Annotated in this window: 17 protein-coding genes and 3 pseudogenes; 11 read left to right on the top strand and 9 right to left on the bottom strand. The window is 72.1% G+C overall.

Translation table 11 applies throughout. The annotated features are described in order from the left end of the window. Positions 1-4 precede the first annotated feature (4 nt). Both GKC29_RS30665 and GKC29_RS30660 read left to right on the top strand, forming a co-directional pair. Positions 5-877: pseudogene (locus GKC29_RS30665) on the top strand (LAGLIDADG family homing endonuclease); the annotation flags it as partial. Between the two features lie 180 nt (positions 878-1057). After that, positions 1058-3478: pseudogene (locus GKC29_RS30660) on the top strand (vitamin B12-dependent ribonucleotide reductase); the annotation flags it as partial. 270 nt (positions 3479-3748) lie between these two features. Here the strand turns inward: GKC29_RS30660 and GKC29_RS26890 are convergent. The 3 genes from GKC29_RS26890 to GKC29_RS26880 are packed head-to-tail and all read right to left on the bottom strand — an operon-like array spanning position 3749 to position 5019. Next, on the bottom strand, positions 3749-3958 hold the full coding sequence (locus GKC29_RS26890; protein WP_155333468.1) for an AlpA family transcriptional regulator: 210 nt from the start codon (positions 3956-3958) through the stop codon (positions 3749-3751). 3 nt (positions 3959-3961) lie between these two features. Continuing rightward, the gene (locus tag GKC29_RS26885; RefSeq protein WP_155333467.1) at positions 3962-4147 is read right to left on the bottom strand and encodes a DUF397 domain-containing protein; all 186 of its coding nucleotides are present in this window, start codon (positions 4145-4147) and stop codon (positions 3962-3964) included. 11 nt (positions 4148-4158) lie between these two features. After that, a complete protein-coding gene (locus GKC29_RS26880) occupies positions 4159-5019 on the bottom strand; it encodes a helix-turn-helix transcriptional regulator (protein WP_155333466.1) in 861 nt (286 codons plus the stop codon). Positions 5020-5142: 123 nt separating this feature from the next. On the opposite strand from GKC29_RS26880, the gene GKC29_RS30210 reads away from it, so the two are divergent. The 4 genes from GKC29_RS30210 to GKC29_RS29705 are packed head-to-tail and all read left to right on the top strand — an operon-like array spanning position 5143 to position 5880. Further along, entirely contained in the window at positions 5143-5331 is a 189-nt protein-coding gene (locus tag GKC29_RS30210; protein ID WP_155333465.1) for a hypothetical protein, read from the top strand. Beyond that, positions 5328-5507: a hypothetical protein gene (locus tag GKC29_RS30205; RefSeq protein ID WP_155333464.1), complete on the top strand. Its 180-nt coding sequence runs from the start codon at positions 5328-5330 to the stop codon at positions 5505-5507. Before GKC29_RS30210 ends, GKC29_RS30205 begins: the two co-directional genes overlap by 4 nt. Then, entirely contained in the window at positions 5504-5722 is a 219-nt protein-coding gene (locus GKC29_RS26865; protein ID WP_155333463.1) for a hypothetical protein, read from the top strand. The genes GKC29_RS30205 and GKC29_RS26865 overlap by 4 nt, the downstream gene beginning before the upstream one ends. Next, on the top strand, positions 5719-5880 hold the full coding sequence (locus GKC29_RS29705; RefSeq protein WP_196255746.1) for a hypothetical protein: 162 nt from the start codon (positions 5719-5721) through the stop codon (positions 5878-5880). The genes GKC29_RS26865 and GKC29_RS29705 overlap by 4 nt, the downstream gene beginning before the upstream one ends. 157 nt (positions 5881-6037) lie before the next feature. Here the strand turns inward: GKC29_RS29705 and GKC29_RS26860 are convergent, their stop codons facing one another. Both GKC29_RS26860 and GKC29_RS26855 read right to left on the bottom strand, forming a co-directional pair. Beyond that, positions 6038-6358 (bottom strand): TraR/DksA family transcriptional regulator, encoded by a 321-nt coding sequence (locus GKC29_RS26860; protein WP_155333462.1) that lies wholly within the window; start codon positions 6356-6358, stop codon positions 6038-6040. Between the two features lie 351 nt (positions 6359-6709). Then, positions 6710-7276: a dihydrofolate reductase family protein gene (locus GKC29_RS26855; RefSeq protein ID WP_155333461.1), complete on the bottom strand. Its 567-nt coding sequence runs from the start codon at positions 7274-7276 to the stop codon at positions 6710-6712. 158 nt (positions 7277-7434) lie between these two features. Between GKC29_RS26855 and GKC29_RS26850 the strand changes: the two genes are divergently transcribed. Together GKC29_RS26850 and GKC29_RS26845 are read left to right on the top strand one after the other, a co-directional pair. Further along, positions 7435-8385, top strand: coding sequence for an asparaginase (locus GKC29_RS26850; protein WP_370463375.1), 951 nt, complete (start codon positions 7435-7437; stop codon positions 8383-8385). A gap of 22 nt (positions 8386-8407) precedes the next feature. Continuing rightward, positions 8408-8650 carry a DUF5522 domain-containing protein gene (locus tag GKC29_RS26845; RefSeq protein WP_155333459.1) on the top strand — a complete coding sequence of 81 codons (243 nt, stop codon included), beginning with the start codon at positions 8408-8410 and terminating at the stop codon, positions 8648-8650. 116 nt (positions 8651-8766) lie between these two features. Here GKC29_RS26845 and GKC29_RS26840 read toward each other — a convergent pair whose 3' ends face one another. Beyond that, on the bottom strand, positions 8767-9456 hold the full coding sequence (locus GKC29_RS26840) for a metal-dependent transcriptional regulator (protein WP_155333458.1): 690 nt from the start codon (positions 9454-9456) through the stop codon (positions 8767-8769). Positions 9457-9619: 163 nt separating this feature from the next. Here GKC29_RS26840 and GKC29_RS26835 point away from each other — a divergent pair, with 163 nt between their 5' ends. The 3 genes from GKC29_RS26835 to GKC29_RS26825 all read left to right on the top strand — a co-directional run bounded on the left by GKC29_RS26835 (position 9620) and on the right by GKC29_RS26825 (position 14355). Beyond that, positions 9620-10492 carry a sulfurtransferase gene (locus GKC29_RS26835; protein ID WP_155333457.1) on the top strand — a complete coding sequence of 291 codons (873 nt, stop codon included), beginning with the start codon at positions 9620-9622 and terminating at the stop codon, positions 10490-10492. A gap of 102 nt (positions 10493-10594) precedes the next feature. After that, positions 10595-11776, top strand: a complete 1182-nt coding sequence (locus GKC29_RS26830) for an acetoin utilization protein AcuC (RefSeq protein WP_155333456.1) — start codon at positions 10595-10597, stop codon at positions 11774-11776. Beyond that, the gene (locus GKC29_RS26825) at positions 11773-14355 is read left to right on the top strand and encodes a GNAT family N-acetyltransferase (protein ID WP_370463374.1); all 2583 of its coding nucleotides are present in this window, start codon (positions 11773-11775) and stop codon (positions 14353-14355) included. Before GKC29_RS26830 ends, GKC29_RS26825 begins: the two co-directional genes overlap by 4 nt. A 57-nt stretch (positions 14356-14412) precedes the next feature. Here GKC29_RS26825 and GKC29_RS30200 read toward each other — a convergent pair whose 3' ends face one another. The 3 genes and pseudogenes from GKC29_RS30200 to GKC29_RS26815 form a co-directional block, all read right to left on the bottom strand. Further along, entirely contained in the window at positions 14413-14820 is a 408-nt protein-coding gene (locus GKC29_RS30200; RefSeq protein ID WP_230689119.1) for a VOC family protein, read from the bottom strand. An 18-nt stretch (positions 14821-14838) separates the two neighbouring features. After that, positions 14839-15315: pseudogene (locus GKC29_RS30195) on the bottom strand (SRPBCC family protein); the annotation flags it as partial. Further along, entirely contained in the window at positions 15312-15659 is a 348-nt protein-coding gene (locus tag GKC29_RS26815; RefSeq protein WP_155333453.1) for a helix-turn-helix transcriptional regulator, read from the bottom strand. The pseudogene GKC29_RS30195 and the gene GKC29_RS26815, both read right to left, overlap by 4 nt. Positions 15660-15767: the final 108 nt, after the last annotated feature.

Below are 15767 nucleotides of genomic sequence, written 5' to 3'. Positions count from 1 at the left end.
GTACGACTCGCTGGTCAGCACCCCGAGCGGTCTGGTACCGATCGGCAAGTTGGTCGAGGACAACGCCGTCGGGACCAAGGTGTACGACGGGAACGGGTTGACCCGGATCGTGGCTGTGAAGGCCAACGGAGTACGTGAGGTCCTCCGGCTGCACACCAAGGCGGGCTACACGCTCGATGTCACGCCGGACCACGTCGTCTGGAAGAGCACGGGCGCCGGCACGGGTCAGTGGGTCGAGGCCGGCACCCTGAAGCCCGGTGACAAGCTCGAGTGGCACCGCACGTACGCCTACGGCGAGAGCGAGCTCGACCTGCGGGAGATCCGTGAGGCCGCGCTCGCCGGATGGCTTCAGTCCGACGGGTTCGTCGGCCAGTACAACCAGGGCAGCAACCGGTCGTTGACGATCGAGGCGATGACCGTCAACGACGACGAGTTGGAGTGGGTGACGGGCACCCTCGACGAGGTCTTCCCCGGCGCGCACCGCAAGGAGCGCACGGTGACGACGCAGAGCGAGGAGCTGGACTGCCGGCGTACCCGCCTCTACGGCGAGCATCTGCGTCCGTTCGTGGAGAAGTGGGACCTGCTGACCCGCGGCGTTGAGATGGAGGTGCCGGAGCGCCTCTTCACCGCACCGCTGCCGGTCGTTGCGGCGTACCTGCGCAGCATCTTCCAGGCCGAGGGTTACGTCTCGGCGCGTGAGCAGTCGACGCTCGTCGCGGTGGACATGATCTCGGAGAAGCTGATCCGCGGCGTGCAGAGCCTGTTGCTGCGGTTCGGGATCTTCTCCCGCGTCGCCTACAAGGCGGACCCGCGCCCGGACCGTAAGGGTTGCTGGTCGGTCCGGATCCAGAACGACGGCGACCGGGACCTCTTCGCCACCCACATCGGGTTCGTCGGCGCCGAGAAGATGGCCAAGCTCGACCAGAGCTTCGCAAAGCCGGGCCGTCCCGCCAACGACGTGAAGCGGCTGGAGATCGACCGCGTCGAGTCCCTTGGGACGATGGAGGTCTACGACATCCAGACGGAGAGCGGCGAATTCCTGGCCGGTAACCTCCGGGTCCACAACTGCTTCATCCTCGCCGTCGACGACTCGATGGACTCCATCCTGGACTGGTACAAGGAGGAGGGGCTGATCTTCAAGGGCGGCTCCGGCTCCGGCGTCAACCTGTCCCGGATCCGCTCGTCGAGGGAGCTGCTCTCCTCCGGCGGCACCGCCTCCGGCCCGGTCAGCTTCATGCGCGGCGCCGACGCCTCCGCCGGCACCATCAAGTCCGGCGGCGCCACCCGGCGCGCGGCCAAGATGGTCATCCTCGACGTGGACCACCCGGACATCGAGGAGTTCGTGGTCACCAAGGCGCGCGAGGAGGACAAGATCCGCGCGCTGCGCGACGCCGGCTTCGACATGGACCTGGGCGGCGCCGACATCGTCAGCGTGCAGTACCAGAACGCCAACAACTCGGTCCGGGTGTCCGACGAGTTCATGGCGGCGGTCGAGAACGGCGGCACCTTCGACCTGCGCGGCCGCCTCGACGGCGCGGTGATCGACACCATCGACGCCCGGAACCTGTTCCGCACGATCTCCCAGGCCGCGTGGGAGTGCGCCGACCCGGGCCTCCAGTACGACGACACCATCAACGACTGGCACACCTGCCCGGAGACCGGGCGGATCACCGCGTCGAACCCGTGCTCGGAGTACCTGCACCTGGACAACTCCTCGTGCAACCTGGCCTCGCTCAACCTGATGAAGTTCCTCCGCGCCGACGGCGGCTTCGAGGTGGAGAAGTTCGTCAAGTCGGTCGAGCTGGTCATCACCGCGATGGACATCTCGATCTGCTTCGCCGACTTCCCGACCGAGAAGATCGGCGAGACCACCCGCGCGTACCGGCAGCTCGGCATCGGGTACGCGAACCTCGGCGCGCTGCTCATGGCCTCCGGTCTGCCGTACGACTCGGACCAGGGCCGCTCGGTCGCCGCGGCGATCACCTCGCTGATGACCGGCACCGCGTACCGCCGCTCCGCCGAGCTGGCCGGTGTCGTCGGCGCGTACGACGGCTACGCCCGCAACGCGGAGCCGCACAAGCGGGTCATGCGCAAGCACGCCGCCGCCAACGACGAGATCAAGCCGGCCGGCACCGTGGCCACCGCCATCCAGCGCGAGGCCACCCGGCAGTGGACCCTCGGCAACAAGGTCGGCGACAAGAACGGCTGGCGGAACTCGCAGGCCAGCGTGCTGGCGCCCACCGGCACCATCGGCCTGATGATGGACTGCGACACCACCGGCGTCGAGCCGGACCTGGCGCTGGTCAAGTTCAAGAAGCTGGTCGGCGGCGGCTCGATGCAGATCGTCAACCAGACCGTCCCGCGCGCCCTGCGCAGCCTCGGCTACCCCGAGGAGCAGGTCGAGGCGATCGTCGAGCACATCGCCGACCACGGCCACGTGGTGGACGCCCCCGGCCTCAAGCCGGAGCACTACCCGGTCTTCGACTGCGCGATGGGCGAGCGGTCCATCGCCCCGATGGGCCACGTGCGGATGATGGCGGCCGTCCAGCCGTTCATCTCCGGCGCCATCTCCAAGACGGTCAACATGCCGGAGCAGGCCACCGTCGAGGACGTCGAGAAGATCTACTTCGAGGGCTGGAAGCTCGGCCTCAAGGCCCTGGCCATCTACCGGGACAACTGCAAGGTCGGCCAGCCGCTGTCGGCGGCGAAGAAGAAGGCGGCCGCGCCGGAGACCCCCGCGACCGTGCAGCCGGTCGTCGAGAAGGTCGTCGAGTACCGGCCGGTGCGCAAGCGGCTGCCGAAGAAGCGCCCGTCCGAGACGATCTCCTTCTCGGTCGGCGGCGCCGAGGGCTACCTCACCGCGTCGTCGTACCCGGACGACGGCCTCGGCGAGGTCTTCCTCAAGATGTCGAAGCAGGGCTCGACCCTGGCCGGCGTGATGGACGCCTTCTCGGTGGCCATCTCCATCGGTCTCCAGTACGGCGTCCCGCTGGAGACGTACGTCAGCAAGTTCACCAACATGCGCTTCGAGCCGGCCGGCATGACCGACGACCCGGACGTGCGCATGGCGGCCTCGGTGATGGACTACATCTTCCGTCGCCTGGCGCTGGACTTCCTGCCGTACGAGCGCCGCGCGGAGCTGGGCATCTTCACCGCGAAGGAGCGGGCCGCCCAGCTCGCGGCCGAGGCGGAGGCGGAGGCGAGCGGTGCGGACCTCACCGCGATGGCCGCCTCCGCCCCGGTCGAGATCAGGCCGGAGGAGCCGAAGACCGGCCCGGTCGCCCAGCCGGCGCAGGAGGTCGCGGACGTCGCCGCCGCCAAGCCGGCGCCGTCGGTGGGTTCCAGCACCGAACTGCTGGAGGCCGTGATCGGCAAGGCCGCCGACGCGCCGCTCTGCTTCACCTGCGGTACGAAGATGCGCCCGGCCGGTAGCTGCTACGTCTGCGAGGGCTGCGGCAGCACCAGCGGCTGCAGCTGACAAAGCAACGAGCCCCGGGCGTTGACGCGCCCGGGGCTCGTGAGCCGGGAGAAGTTCCGACCAATCTGTTGCAGGAACGGATCGCCGCTTTTCCCAAGTCGCACCCGAAGACGACGGTCAAGGAGACCAAGAGCAAGTGACCTAGGAGGCCGCCAGCGCCTTGCGTCCGGCTGCCCCTCGAAGTCATGCGAGTGGATCTCGGTGTAGTAGTTGAGGCTCTGTCCCGGCAGGTACGGGCAGGGCCTCAACTCATTTCGTTGACGGTGGTTGTCAGCGGTCGTCGTCGCCGTCGGTAGGGCGTGGCGGACGGTTGTGTCGCGCCCACTCGTCGACCTCGTCCGCGTCCCAGATCGTCGTCCCGATCAGGCGGGCGACGGGCTCGGGGAAGCCGGGACGGCGGGTGATCTGCAGCACCCGTTGCCTCGACACGCCGAACAGGGCGGCCAGTTCCCCAGGCCCGTACAAGCGCGGTCGCGTCATGCTCTATCGGTTCAAGCGGGCCATGAACGCGGACCACGACCGACGGTCGAAGCAAAGCGCCGGGCCAGAAGGGTCCTTGCTGTCGCGGACCAGGATGCTGCGATCCGTTGCTGCGACCTCGACGCAGGCGCCGCCGTTGTTGTCGCTGTAGCTCGACTTGCGCCAGACCGTGCGATCGGGGGTGTCCATGGTCAGCTCTCTCAGATCTGCTGCCGCTCTATGTCGTCCACCATCCGGAGGATGAGCTTGCGCGACTCTACCGGCCCGAGAGCGGCGGCCCGGAGTCGGTCCCATAGCCGAGTGTAGGCGCGCACCGCGTCGGGTCGGTCAAGGTAATCGGCGTCGGTGAAGGTCTCCACGTAGATCACGTCGGACGCGGCGTCGTCGCCGAACCTCAGGATGATGAAGTTGAATGACGCCGTCTCGTAGGTCTGAACGTCGAACGGGAAGACCTGGAGCGAGACGTTTGGCTGCTCGCCGACGTCGGCCAGGTGCAGCAGCTGGCTTTGCATGGTTGCCCCGTCGCCGATGCTTCGGCGGAGTGCCGACTCGCTGAGGATGAAGCTCAGATCGGGCCCGTCCTGCTCCCGAAGGATCGCCTGCCGCTCCAGGCGAACAGCGACCTGCCGGTCGGCGTCCTCGGCCGTTGGGCGTGGATGGGCGGTCGCGTTCATGGCGCGGATGTATGGCTCGATCTGGAGGATGCCGGGGACCACCTCCGGCTGGTACCAACGGATCTCGGAAGCGTCTCCCTCAAGGTCCAGGTACTGCCGGAACCAGTCCGGGACCGCGTTGCGGTACGTGCTCCAGCGCCCGCGTTGTCTGCCGGCTCGCGCGAGTTCGCGGAGTGTCTCCGCTTCCTCGCCGACTACGCCGTAAAGGTCGAGCAACACGTTGAGGTCGGTCAGCTTGATCCCTGACTGGCCCAGTTCGAGCCGACTGACCTTGCTGGCGGCGGCATCGATGACGGCGGCAGCGTCGTCCTGAGTCTTGCCAGCCTCTTCGCGTGCGCGCTTCAGCGCCAGTCCGAGGCGTCGCCGCTGGATCGTCGGGTTGACCATCGGCCGATTATGGCCCGCTCCGCACTGTGATCCCACGACACGCCGGAGCAAGGTTCCCAAAATAGGAGTCCAAAAACTAGTCTGTGTGGACTTCCAAAACAGGAGTCCAAGTGGCGGTGACGAATGAGGCGTTCGGTCTCGTACGACGGCTATCTGCTGGCGGTCGCGCTGACCCTGGCCCGACGGCACCGTCCGGTCTGGTCCTGGTCCCTGTGGCGGCGGGTCTGCCGGTGCGGTGCTGAGTTGCCCTGCCACGCCCGGCACCGCATCCCGATCCGTCGTGGCCACTGGCCAGGGGAGGAGCAGACGTGACCGAGCATCAGGTCAGCCAGATTCTGACGGTCCATCTGCCGGGTGCCGATGGGCTGTGTGACGGGTGCCGGCGGTGGTGGGCGCGGCTGTCGCCGTACCCCTGCTATCAGGCGGAATGGGCGTGCCGCTGGCATGCCCGCGCCACCACCTGGCGCTTCCTGGGAGGCCGCTGGTGACCACCCACGGGCCTGTCCTTCCGGTGTGGACCTGCGGCGGCTGCAACGGGCCGTGGCCCTGCGCGACCCGGCGCAAGGAACTGCGAGCGGAGTTCGACGGCGCGCCGGTCTCGCTGGCTCTGTACATGGGGTCCTACCTGGTGTCCGCAGCCGAGGACCTGACCTGGGTGCCAGCGGGACTGCTGCATCGGCGGTTCCTCGGCTGGATCCGGTGAGCCTGATCCGGCCCGGTGACGAGCGGTTCCACTACAGCGACGGCTCGCACAAGTGGATACCGCCGGACCCGGACTATGACCAGGAGGTCTGGGACGAGATGGTCCGGCAGCACAAGCAGCAGCACCTCGACGAGATTTCCCGACGACGGAAGCCGTAGCCGCGCCACCGCGGGGCGGCCGGCTGGGCGCCGCATGATCGGATACGCCCCAGCGGCACAACACCCGGCGTGTCGTGCCGCTGAGCCGTATCCGATCACCACGGACGCCGGGGCAGCTGCCGTTCCGGCGTCGGCACGGCAGCCGTTGGCGGTCGCGTCAGCCGGCGTGCTTCTGCTGGCAGGGCACGCAGAAGCGGGCGTGCGGCAGCACCTCCAGGCGCTCGCGTGGAATCGGCGCGGCGCACCGCTCGCAGGTGCCGTACCGGCCCTCGGCGATGCGGCGCAGCGCGTCGCTGATCTGGTTGAGGCTCTGCCGGGTGGCGGCGATCAGCGCGTCCTGCGTGTGGGCCTCGCCCGGGTCGCCGGTGTCCGCGGTGAGTTGGGTCAACCTGGCGCTCTGCACCTCGAAGTCGTGGGTCAGTGCCGTACGCAGTTCGTCGAGCCAGTTCCGCTCGTCGGGTTGGACCTGGGTGGTCATGACTCCTCCAAAAAAGAAAGGGCCGAAGCGGATGTCGCTTCGCCCTGGGTGGCCGGTGCTGGGGTGCTACCGGTCCACGGCGGGCCACGCCCGGTGGGGCTCGGCAGCAGCGAGGCGGCCGAGCCGGTGGGGGACGGCGCAGCGGTACGCACCGCCCCGATCGCGGTGCGCGCCGCCTGTCGGCCGTTGGGGGTCGAGGCCGGCGTCGGCCGGCAGGCAGCGGTGGACACCGCCGTCACCACGACGGCGGCGCCTGGCTGCCGGCCCGACGGACGCATCCGGACACCATAGGCCGGGGCGACGGGGAAGCCAATGGCCTTTCGCCGATCAGCTTGGCGACGCGCTCGTGGGTCAGTCGGCGAGGCGTTCGTGGCAGAGGAGGACGACCCCGTTGCCGAAGGTGCGCGTACCCGCCAGCCGCAGCTGACGCCGTACGCCGTCGTCGGGAAAGAGCGGCCGGCCGGCGCCGACGATCACCGGGTGGACGTAGAGCCGGTACTCGTCGATCAGGTTGTGCCGGGCGAAGGTGGCGGCGATGTCCGCCCCGCCGAGGGCCATGTCGCCGCCGGGCTGCTCCTTGAGCCGGCGTACCTCGGCGGGGTCGACCTGCCGCACGATCTCCGTGCCCCAGTCGGCCTTCTCCAGCGTCCGCGAGTAGACGATCTTCGGCATGTCCCGCCAGATGCCGGCGAACTCCCGCACCGGTTCCGGGCTCGCCGGGTCGCGGTCGGCGGTCGGCCAGAAGGCGGCCATCAGGTCGTAGTTGCGCCGGCCGTTGAGGAAGGCGCTCATCTCGCGTAACTCGGCGTTGAAATGCCGGTGCAACTCGTCGTCGACCAGGTGCCAACTCAGGTCACCGTCCGGCCCCTCGAAGAACCCGTCCAGCGACACGCTCATCTGCACGACGATCTTCCGCATGGCCCCCAGCATGCTCGACCCCACCGACATTCGCCGGCCGCCGCGCCCGGGGGCGCGGGCGATGTCCGGGCGGTACGGTCTGCGGGCCGTCATCGGCGACGGCTGACGGGAGGTCCGGCGTGTCCATCGCCCTGTTCACCCTCGGCGGCACCATCGCGATGGGCGGTGTGGGTCGGGACGGGCCGGGGGTGGTCACCCGGCTGACCGGTGCGGACCTCACCGCGGCCGTACCCGGGCTGGCCGACCTCAGCCCGCCCATGGACGTCCGGGACGCCCTCGCGGTACCCAGCGCGTACCTCACGTACCGGCACCTGCTGGAGGTGGTCGACGCGGCGTCGCGGGCGGTGGCCGCGGGCGCGACCGGCGTGGTCGTCACCCAGGGCACGGACACGCTGGAGGAGTCGGCGTTCCTGGCCGACCTGGTGTGGCCGCACGCCGCCCCACTGGTCTTCACGGGTGCGATGCGCAACCCCACCCTGGCGGGGGCGGACGGGCCGGCGAACCTGCTCGCCGCCGCGCGGGTGGCGGCCGCGCCCGCCGCCCGCGACCTCGGCGTGTTGGTCACCCTCAACGACGAGGTCCACGCCGCGCGCTGGGTCCGCAAGACGCACAGCACCAGCACCGCCACCTTCGCCTCCCCGAACGTCGGTCCCGTCGGGCACGTGATCGAGGGGGAGGTGCGGGTGCTGGCCCGGACCGAGCGGCGGGAGCCGCTGCCGCCGGTCGATCCCGCCCGGCTGAACGACACCCGGGTCGCGCTGTACACCGTGACCCTCGACGACGACGGCGGGCTGCTCGACAGCCTCGCCGACACCCACCACGGGCTGGTGGTCGCCGGCTTCGGCGTCGGACACGTGCCGGGTGTGCTGGCTCCGGTGCTCGGTGCGCTGGCCGAACGGATCCCGGTGGTGCTCACCTCGCGCTCCGGCGCCGGGTCGGTGCTGCGGCACACGTACGGCGCGGTCGGCTCGGAGACCGACCTGCGACGGCGCGGGCTGTTGAACGGCGGGTTGCTCGACCCGTACAAGGCGAAGGTGCTGCTCCGGCTGCTGCTCGCAGCCGGTGCCGACACCGCGGCGATCGTCGCCGCCCTCGCCCGCCACCGCTGAGCGGCCTCTCTACACTGCCCCGGTGACCGGAGAGCGACGACCACTGGCGAACCGGCCGCTGACCGAGCCGCACCCGTCCCGGCTCGCATCCGACCACCCCGACAAGGAGCGCATCCTCGCCGCCCACGCGGCGGCCCTGCGCGACGGGGAGGCGGGCTACCTCGACCCGGCCACCGGCCTCTTCGTCCTGACGGCCGGCTTCCTGGCGCGCCGCGGCACCTGCTGTGGCCGCGGCTGCCGCCACTGTCCGTACGTCGACGACTGACCGTACGCCCACGCTCGCCGATCTTGAACTTCCGCCCGTTATGCCCGCTTACTCCGGGTATGTGCGGACAGGAATCGCAAGATCGCGGAGGTGAGGGGCGCGAGAATGGGGCGGAGTCAGCTTGCGGCTACGAAGACGCGGCTGGCGACCTCACGTGGGAGGCGGACCCGGTCGCCGGAGCGGTCGATCGACACGCCGTCCCGCTCCTGGGCCACGGTCACCGTCGCGCCCGGGTCGACGCCGGCGGCGTGCAGCTGCCGCAGCACGTCCGCGTTGGTCTGCACGCTCTCGCAGATCCGCCGGACCACGACCGGGCCGGACAGGCCGGGGAACGCCAGGTTGCGCTCACCCTCCGCCGGCTCGGACTCGGCCGGCTCCGGCGAGCCCAGCTCCTCCAGGCCGGGGATCGGGTTGCCGTACGGGGAACGGGTCGGGCGGTTGAGCAGGTCGTACACCCGCTTCTCCACCGCGTCGCTCATCACGTGCTCCCACCGGCAGGCCTCCTCGTGGGCCTCCTCGTAGGGCATCCCGATCACGTTGACCAGCAGCAGCTCGGCCAGCCGGTGCTTGCGCATCACGGAGACCGCCGCGCTGCGGCCCGCCGGGGTGAGCGCCAGGTGCCGGTCGCCCTCGACGGTGAGCAGACCGTCGCGCTCCATCCGGGCGACGGTCTGGCTGACGGTGGGGCCGCTCTGCCGCAGCCGCTCGGCGATGCGGGCGCGCAGCGGCGGCACCCCCTCCTCCTCGAGTTCGAGGATGGTGCGCAGGTACATCTCGGTCGTGTCGACCAGATCAGTTTTAGTCACCGGTTACCGCCCCTCTCGCTCTCGGAGGTAACTCGGCACTCGGTCGTGTCGACCAAATCATGCTTCACGTCAGGCCCTCCGGTGATCGATGCTACCTTGCGTAACCCCCGAACGGCCGCCGCCGAACCGCCTGCGGGTGCCGGGATGGTGTTGACTGGACGCCATGTCCGGTACCGAGGATCTGCTGGTCGAGGCCGACCGGCTCGCCGCCGAGCTCGACAGCGCCGACCCGCCCACCCTGCTCGACGTCCGCTGGCGTCTGACCGGCCCGCCCGGTCGCGACGACTACACAACCGGCCACCTGCCCGGCGCGGTCTTCGTCGACCTGGACACCGACCTGTGCGGCCCGCCGGGGGCCGCCGGGCGCCACCCGCTGCCCGACCCCGCCGCGCTCCAGGCCGCACTGCGGGCCGCCGGCGTCCGCGCCGGGCACCCCGTCGTCGTGTACGACGGCGGCGACGGCATGTCCGCCGCCCGTGCCTGGTGGACGCTGCGCTGGGCGGGGCACACCGACGTACGCCTGCTGCACGGCGGCTGGCCCGCCTGGGTGGCCGCGGGTCTGCCCACCTCCACCGAGGCGCCAACCCCGCCGACCGGCGACGTCGAGGTGCGCCCCGGCGCCCTGCCGGTGCTCGACGCGGCCGAGGCCGCCCGGCTCGCCGCGGCCGACGACGGTGTCCTGGTGGACGTGCGGGCGGCGGCGCGCTACCGGGGCGAGACCGAGCCGATCGACCCGGTCGCCGGGCACGTGCCGGGCGCGGTGAACCTGCCCGCGCCGGACTACGTCGCCGAGGGACGGTTCCCGGCGGCCGACGTGCTGCGGCAGCGGTTCGCCGCCGCCGGGGTGGTCGACGGCCGGCCGGTCGGCGCGTACTGCGGGTCGGGCGTCACCGCCGCGCAGGCCGTGCTCGCCCTGCACCTGGCCGGCCGGCCGGACGCGGCGCTGTACGTCGGGTCGTGGAGCAACTGGGTCGCCGACCCGGCGCGGCCGGTGGCGACGGGGGAGCAGCCGGCGGGGTCCGCCCCGTCGGCGTGAGCCGCGGGGGTGACGCCGGAGCCGTACGTGGCCCGGACCGACACCAGCCAGGCGACCAGCGCGTGCGCCGGCCACCGCCGGTCCTCGTGCGACGATGGGCGCATGTCGGAAGACACAGTGGTGGTGTGGGACGAGTCGATGCTCGCCTACGACATGGGTGACCATCCCCTCGACCCGGTCCGGGTGGAGCTGACCGTCGCGCTGGCCCGGGAACTGGGGGTGCTGGAGCGGCCGGGCGTGCGCCTGGTCAAGCCGGAGCCGGCCGACGACGACGTGCTCACCCGGGTGCACGATCCCCGCTACGTGGAGGCCGTCCGCAGCGCCCCGCGTGACCCGCTCTTCGCCGGGTTCGGGCTGGGCACCTCGGACAACCCGGTCTTCGACGGCATGCACGAGGCCAGCGCGCTGATCGCGGGCGCGTCGGTGACCGCGGCCGAGGCGGTGTGGCGCGGCGAGGCACGCCGGGCGGTCAACGTGGCCGGCGGGCTGCACCACGCGATGCCCGCGCGGGCGGCCGGCTTCTGCGTCTACAACGACCCGGCGGTGGCGATCGCCCGCCTGCTCGACCTGGGCGCGCGCCGGGTCGCGTACGTCGATGTGGACGTCCACCACGGCGACGGGGTGCAGAAGACCTTCTGGGACGACCCGCGCGTGCTCACCGTGAGCCTGCACGAGACCCCGCTGGCGCTCTTCCCGGGCACCGGGTTCCCCGACGAGACCGGCGGCCCGGAGGCGCAGGGCACCGCCGTCAACATGCCACTGCCGCCGGGCGTCGACGACGCGGGCTGGCAGCGGGCCTTCCACGCGATCGTGCCGTCGGTGCTGCGCGCGTTCCAGCCGGAGATCCTGGTCACCCAGTGTGGCGCCGACGCGCACCGGCTCGACCCGCTCGCCGACCTGCACCTGTCCGTCGACGGGCAGCGCGCCACGTACATCGCCCTGCGGGCGCTGGCCGACGAGCTCTGCGACGGCCGGTGGGTCGCCACCGGCGGCGGCGGGTACGCGCTGGTCGAGGCCGTGCCCCGGGCGTGGACACACCTGCTCGCGGTGGCCACCGGTGACCCGCTCGACCCGGCCACGCTGACGCCGCCCGCGTGGCGGGAGCTTGCCGCCGCCCGCTGTCCAGGTCGCGAGGTCCCACTGCGGATGACCGACGACGCCGACCCGTCGTACGAGCCGTGGCAGCCCTCGGGCGAGCCGAACTCGGTGGACCGCGCCATCGCCGCCACCCGTCGGACCGTGTTCCCGCTGCTGGGGCTCGACCCGCACGACCCGCGCGACTGACGCCCGGTGGAGGGCCGCCTGCCGTGACCACAGTGGACCAGCCGGTGGACGTGCTGCTCAGCGACGGCACGACCGTCCAGTTGCGGCCGATCCAGCCGTCGGACGCACCGGGCATCGTCGCCATGCACTCGCGTTTCTCCGAGCGCACCCGCTACCTGCGCTACTTCTCGCCGTACCCCCGGATCCCGGAGCGCGACCTCCGGCGCTTCGTCAACGTCGACCACCGGGACCGGGAGGCGTTCGTCGTCCTCGCCGGCGACCAGATCGTGGCGGTGGGCCGGTACGAGCGGCTCGGGCCGGAGTCCCCGGAGGCCGAGGTGGCGTTCGTGGTGGAGGACGCCTACCAGGGTCGGGGCATCGGCTCGGTGCTGCTGGAGCACCTGGCCGACGCGGCACGCCGGACCGGCATCATGAGCTTCGTCGCCGAGGTGCTGCCCGCCAACGGCGCGATGCTGCGGGTCTTCGCCGACTTCGGGTACCAGGTGCAGCGCCAGTTCGCGGACGGCGTGGTCCACCTGACCTTCCCGATCGCCCCGACCGAGGCCACCCTCGAGGTGCAGCGGGGCCGGGAGCACCGCACCGAGGCGCGGTCCGTGGCCCGGCTGCTCGCCCCGCGCGGCGTCGCCGTCTACGGCGCCAGTGCCACCGGGCAGGGCGTCGGTGCGGCGGTCCTCGGGCACCTGCGGGACTACGGTTTCACCGGCACGGTCGTGCCCGTGCATCCGACCGCGGCGACGGTGGCCGGGCTGCCCGCGTACCCCTCGGCGGCCGACTCCGGGCTGCCGGTCGACCTGGCCGTGGTGGCGGTGCCGCCGGAGGCGGCGGAGGCGGTGGTCGCCGACGCGGCCGCCGCCGGGGCGCACGGCCTGGTCGTCATCAGCGCGGGGTTCGCCGAGGCCGGCCGCGAGGGTGCCGCGGCGCAACGCCGGCTGGTCCGCGCGGCCCACGCCGCGGGCATGCGCGTCGTCGGCCCGAACTGTCTGGGGGTGGCGAACACCGCCCCCGGCGTACGCCTGAACGCCACGCTCGCCCCGCGGCTGCCGGTGCCCGGCCGGGTCGGGCTGTTCAGCCAGTCCGGCGCGTTCGGTGTGGCGCTGCTGGCCGAGGCGGACCGGCGGGGGCTGGGCCTGTCGAGCTTCGTCTCGGCCGGCAACCGGGCCGACGTCTCCGGCAACGACCTGCTCCAGTACTGGCAGGACGACCCGGGCACCGACGTGATCATGTTGTACCTGGAGACCTTCGGCAACCCGCGCAAGTTCGCCCGGCTGGCCCGGCGGATCGGCCGGGACAAGCCGATCGTCGCGCTGGCGTCACCGGCCCGCCCGGCCGGCGTCGGCGAACGCGCCGGGCCGGACGAGGTGGCGGTCGGCGCGTTGTTCACCCAGTCCGGCGTGATCCGGGTGGACACCGTCAGCGAGCTGCTCGACGTGGGGGTGCTGCTGGCCAACCAGCCGCTGCCCGCCGGCGACCGGGTGGGTGTGGTGGGCAACTCCTCGGCGCTGACCGGGCTCGCCGCCACCGCCTGCGCGGCGCAGGGGCTCACCCTCGCCGACGGGTACCCCCGCGACGTGGGCCCGCGCGCCGGGGCGGCCGAGTTCGCCGCCGCCCTCGCCGCCGCGGCGGCCGACGACGCGGTGGACGCCCTGGTGGCGGTGTTCGCGCCCCCGCTGCCCGGCCAACTGCCGGACACCGAGGCGAACTTCATCGCCGCCCTGCCCGCGGCACTCGCCGCCGGCAAGCCGACCGTGGCGACGTTCCTGGTGGGGCGCGCGCCGGCCGGGGTGCCCGCGTACCCGAGTGTGGAGGAGGCGGTCCGCGCCCTGGGTCGGGTCACCGCGTACGCCGACTGGCTGCGCCGTCCACCGGGGACGCTGCCCGAGCTGCCCGACGTCGACCGGGACCGGGCGCAGGCGGCGCTGCGGCCCGAGTCCCTCGATCCGGGCGGGCTGCTCGCCGCGTACGGCATCGACGTGGTCGAGTCGGTGCCGGCTGCGGCCGAGGACGAGGCCGCCGAGGCCGCGGTCGAGCTGGGGTTCCCGGTGGCGTTGAAGGCCTCCGCCCCCGGGCTGCGGCACCGGCTGGACCTCGGCGCGGTCCGCCTCGACCTGGCCGACGAGGCGGCCGTGCGGCGCGCGTACGCGGAGATGTCGGCGCTGTTCGGCGCGGACGTCCTGGTCCAGCCGATGGTCCCGCCCGGCGTGGCCTGCGTGGTCGAGCTGGTGGAGGATCCGGCGTTCGGGCCGGTCGTCGGCTTCGGCCTGGGGGGCGTCGCCACCGAGCTGCTCGGCGACCGGGCGTGGCGGGCGGCGCCGCTGACCGACCTCGACGCGGCCGAGCTGGTCGACGAGCCGCGCGCGGCCCCGCTGCTGCACGGCCACCGGGGCGCGGCGCCGGTGGACCGGGCCGCGCTGGCGGATCTGCTGCTGCGGGTCGGGCAGCTCGCCGACGAGCAGCCCCGGGTCCGCGCGCTGACGCTGAACCCGGTGCTGGCCCGCCCGGACGGCCTGTCGGTGCTGCACGCGACCGTCCGGATCGGCTCGGCGGCCGCCCGCCCCGACACCGGCCCCCGCCGCCTGTGAAAGGAAGGGCCCCCTATTAACGCCTGGTGTTGTACAAGGGTCCCTTCCTAACCCGCCTCAGGTGCGGCTGCTGATCTGCTGGACGCCCCAGGAGTTGCCGTCCGGGTCGCTGAAGAAGACGAAGCCGACGTTGTCCAGCGGGTCCGGCACCGGGCGCGGGTTCCTGCCCAGCACCTGGATCTCGCTGACGTCGACGCCGCGCTCCACCAGTTGCGCGCGGGCCTTGTGCAGGTCCGGCACCACCAGCTGGAGCCCCTTGAGCGAACCGGGCGGCATGTCCGGCACCGCGCCCTTGCCGATCACGATGGAGCAGCCGGAGCCGGGCGGGGTCAGCTGCACGATGCGGACGTCCTCGTCGACCACGGTGTCGTGGTCGACGTTGAAGCCGAGCTGGTCGGCGTAGAACGCCTTGGCCCGGTCGATGTCGGAGACCGGGACGACCACCACTTCCAGGGTCCAGTTCATGCTCTCTCCTGATGTCGTCGTTGCGAGCAGTTCGGCGAGCCGCGTGAAGCTCTCGGTGACGCCGCGGGCCATCGGGTACCGCAGCACCCGATCGCGACCGTCCGGGGTCGCGTAGCGGAGGGTGGTGGTGACGGTCGTACGGCCGGCCAGCTCGGTGAACTCGTGCCGCACCAGCGTCTCGCCGGGGTAGGACTGGTCGTCGAAGAGCTCGGTGCCGACCAACAGGCGCGGCGGGTCGACGGCGCGGTACACCCCACCCTGGCCCATCCGCTCGCCGTCCGGCCCCTGCGACACGAACCGCCAGCGGCCACCGACCCGCAGGTCCACCTCGCATTCGACCAGCCGCCAGCCCTGAGCGCCGTACCACTGGCGGAGCAGTTCGGGGCGGGTGAACGCGGCGAAGACCAGGTGCGCCGGTGCCTCGAACAGCCGGCTGAGCACGATCTCCCGGTCGCCGGGAGCGGACACCACCAGCGGATCGTCGGCCGTACTCATCGGGAACCACCCGCGTCCCCGGCGGCGCGCAACTCGTCGAGCAGGGCGTCGAGGCGCTGGTAGCTCTCGGCCCAGTAGTCCCGGTAGTCGGCGAGCCAGGCGGTGGCGTCCCGCAGCGGCCGGGCCTCCAGCCGGCACGGCCGCCGCTGCCCGTCCCGCCCGCGGCTGACCAGCCCGGCCCGTTCGAGGACGCGGAGGTGCTTGGAGACCGCCGGCTGGCTCATCGCGAAGGGCGCGGCGAGTTCGGTGACGGTGGCCTCGCCGGCGGCCAGCCGGGCGAGGATGGCACGTCTCGTCGGGTCCGCCAACGCGGCGAACGTCGCGTCCAGGTCCGTCCCCGGCATTCATAACCTCCTGGTTCTATAACCAGGTGGTTTATATCTGGCCCGAGCGGACGGGTCAAGCACCGGGTACGACGAACGGCCCCGGCGAACCGCCGGGGCCGTCGTCGG

It is taken from the genome of Micromonospora sp. WMMC415 (assembly GCF_009707425.1).
In the GTDB taxonomy this organism is placed as follows: domain Bacteria; phylum Actinomycetota; class Actinomycetes; order Mycobacteriales; family Micromonosporaceae; genus Micromonospora.
Note: the sequence above shows the minus strand (reverse complement) of the source record. Positions and strands in the feature narration are given on the sequence as shown.

Coding starts and splice junctions, on each gene's coding strand:
- GKC29_RS26890 (WP_155333468.1), bottom strand. CDS start 3,958: ATGACGCGACCGCGCTTGTACGGGCCTGGGGAACTGGCCGCCCTGTTC.
- GKC29_RS26885 (WP_155333467.1), bottom strand. CDS start 4,147: ATGGACACCCCCGATCGCACGGTCTGGCGCAAGTCGAGCTACAGCGAC.
- GKC29_RS26880 (WP_155333466.1), bottom strand. CDS start 5,019: ATGGTCAACCCGACGATCCAGCGGCGACGCCTCGGACTGGCGCTGAAG.
- GKC29_RS30210 (WP_155333465.1), top strand. CDS start 5,143: ATGAGGCGTTCGGTCTCGTACGACGGCTATCTGCTGGCGGTCGCGCTG.
- GKC29_RS26860 (WP_155333462.1), bottom strand. CDS start 6,358: ATGACCACCCAGGTCCAACCCGACGAGCGGAACTGGCTCGACGAACTG.
- GKC29_RS26855 (WP_155333461.1), bottom strand. CDS start 7,276: ATGCGGAAGATCGTCGTGCAGATGAGCGTGTCGCTGGACGGGTTCTTC.
- GKC29_RS26850 (WP_370463375.1), top strand. CDS start 7,435: ATGGGCGGTGTGGGTCGGGACGGGCCGGGGGTGGTCACCCGGCTGACC.
- GKC29_RS26835 (WP_155333457.1), top strand. CDS start 9,620: ATGTCCGGTACCGAGGATCTGCTGGTCGAGGCCGACCGGCTCGCCGCC.
- GKC29_RS26830 (WP_155333456.1), top strand. CDS start 10,595: ATGTCGGAAGACACAGTGGTGGTGTGGGACGAGTCGATGCTCGCCTAC.
- GKC29_RS30200 (WP_230689119.1), bottom strand. CDS start 14,820: ATGAACTGGACCCTGGAAGTGGTGGTCGTCCCGGTCTCCGACATCGAC.
- GKC29_RS26815 (WP_155333453.1), bottom strand. CDS start 15,659: ATGCCGGGGACGGACCTGGACGCGACGTTCGCCGCGTTGGCGGACCCG.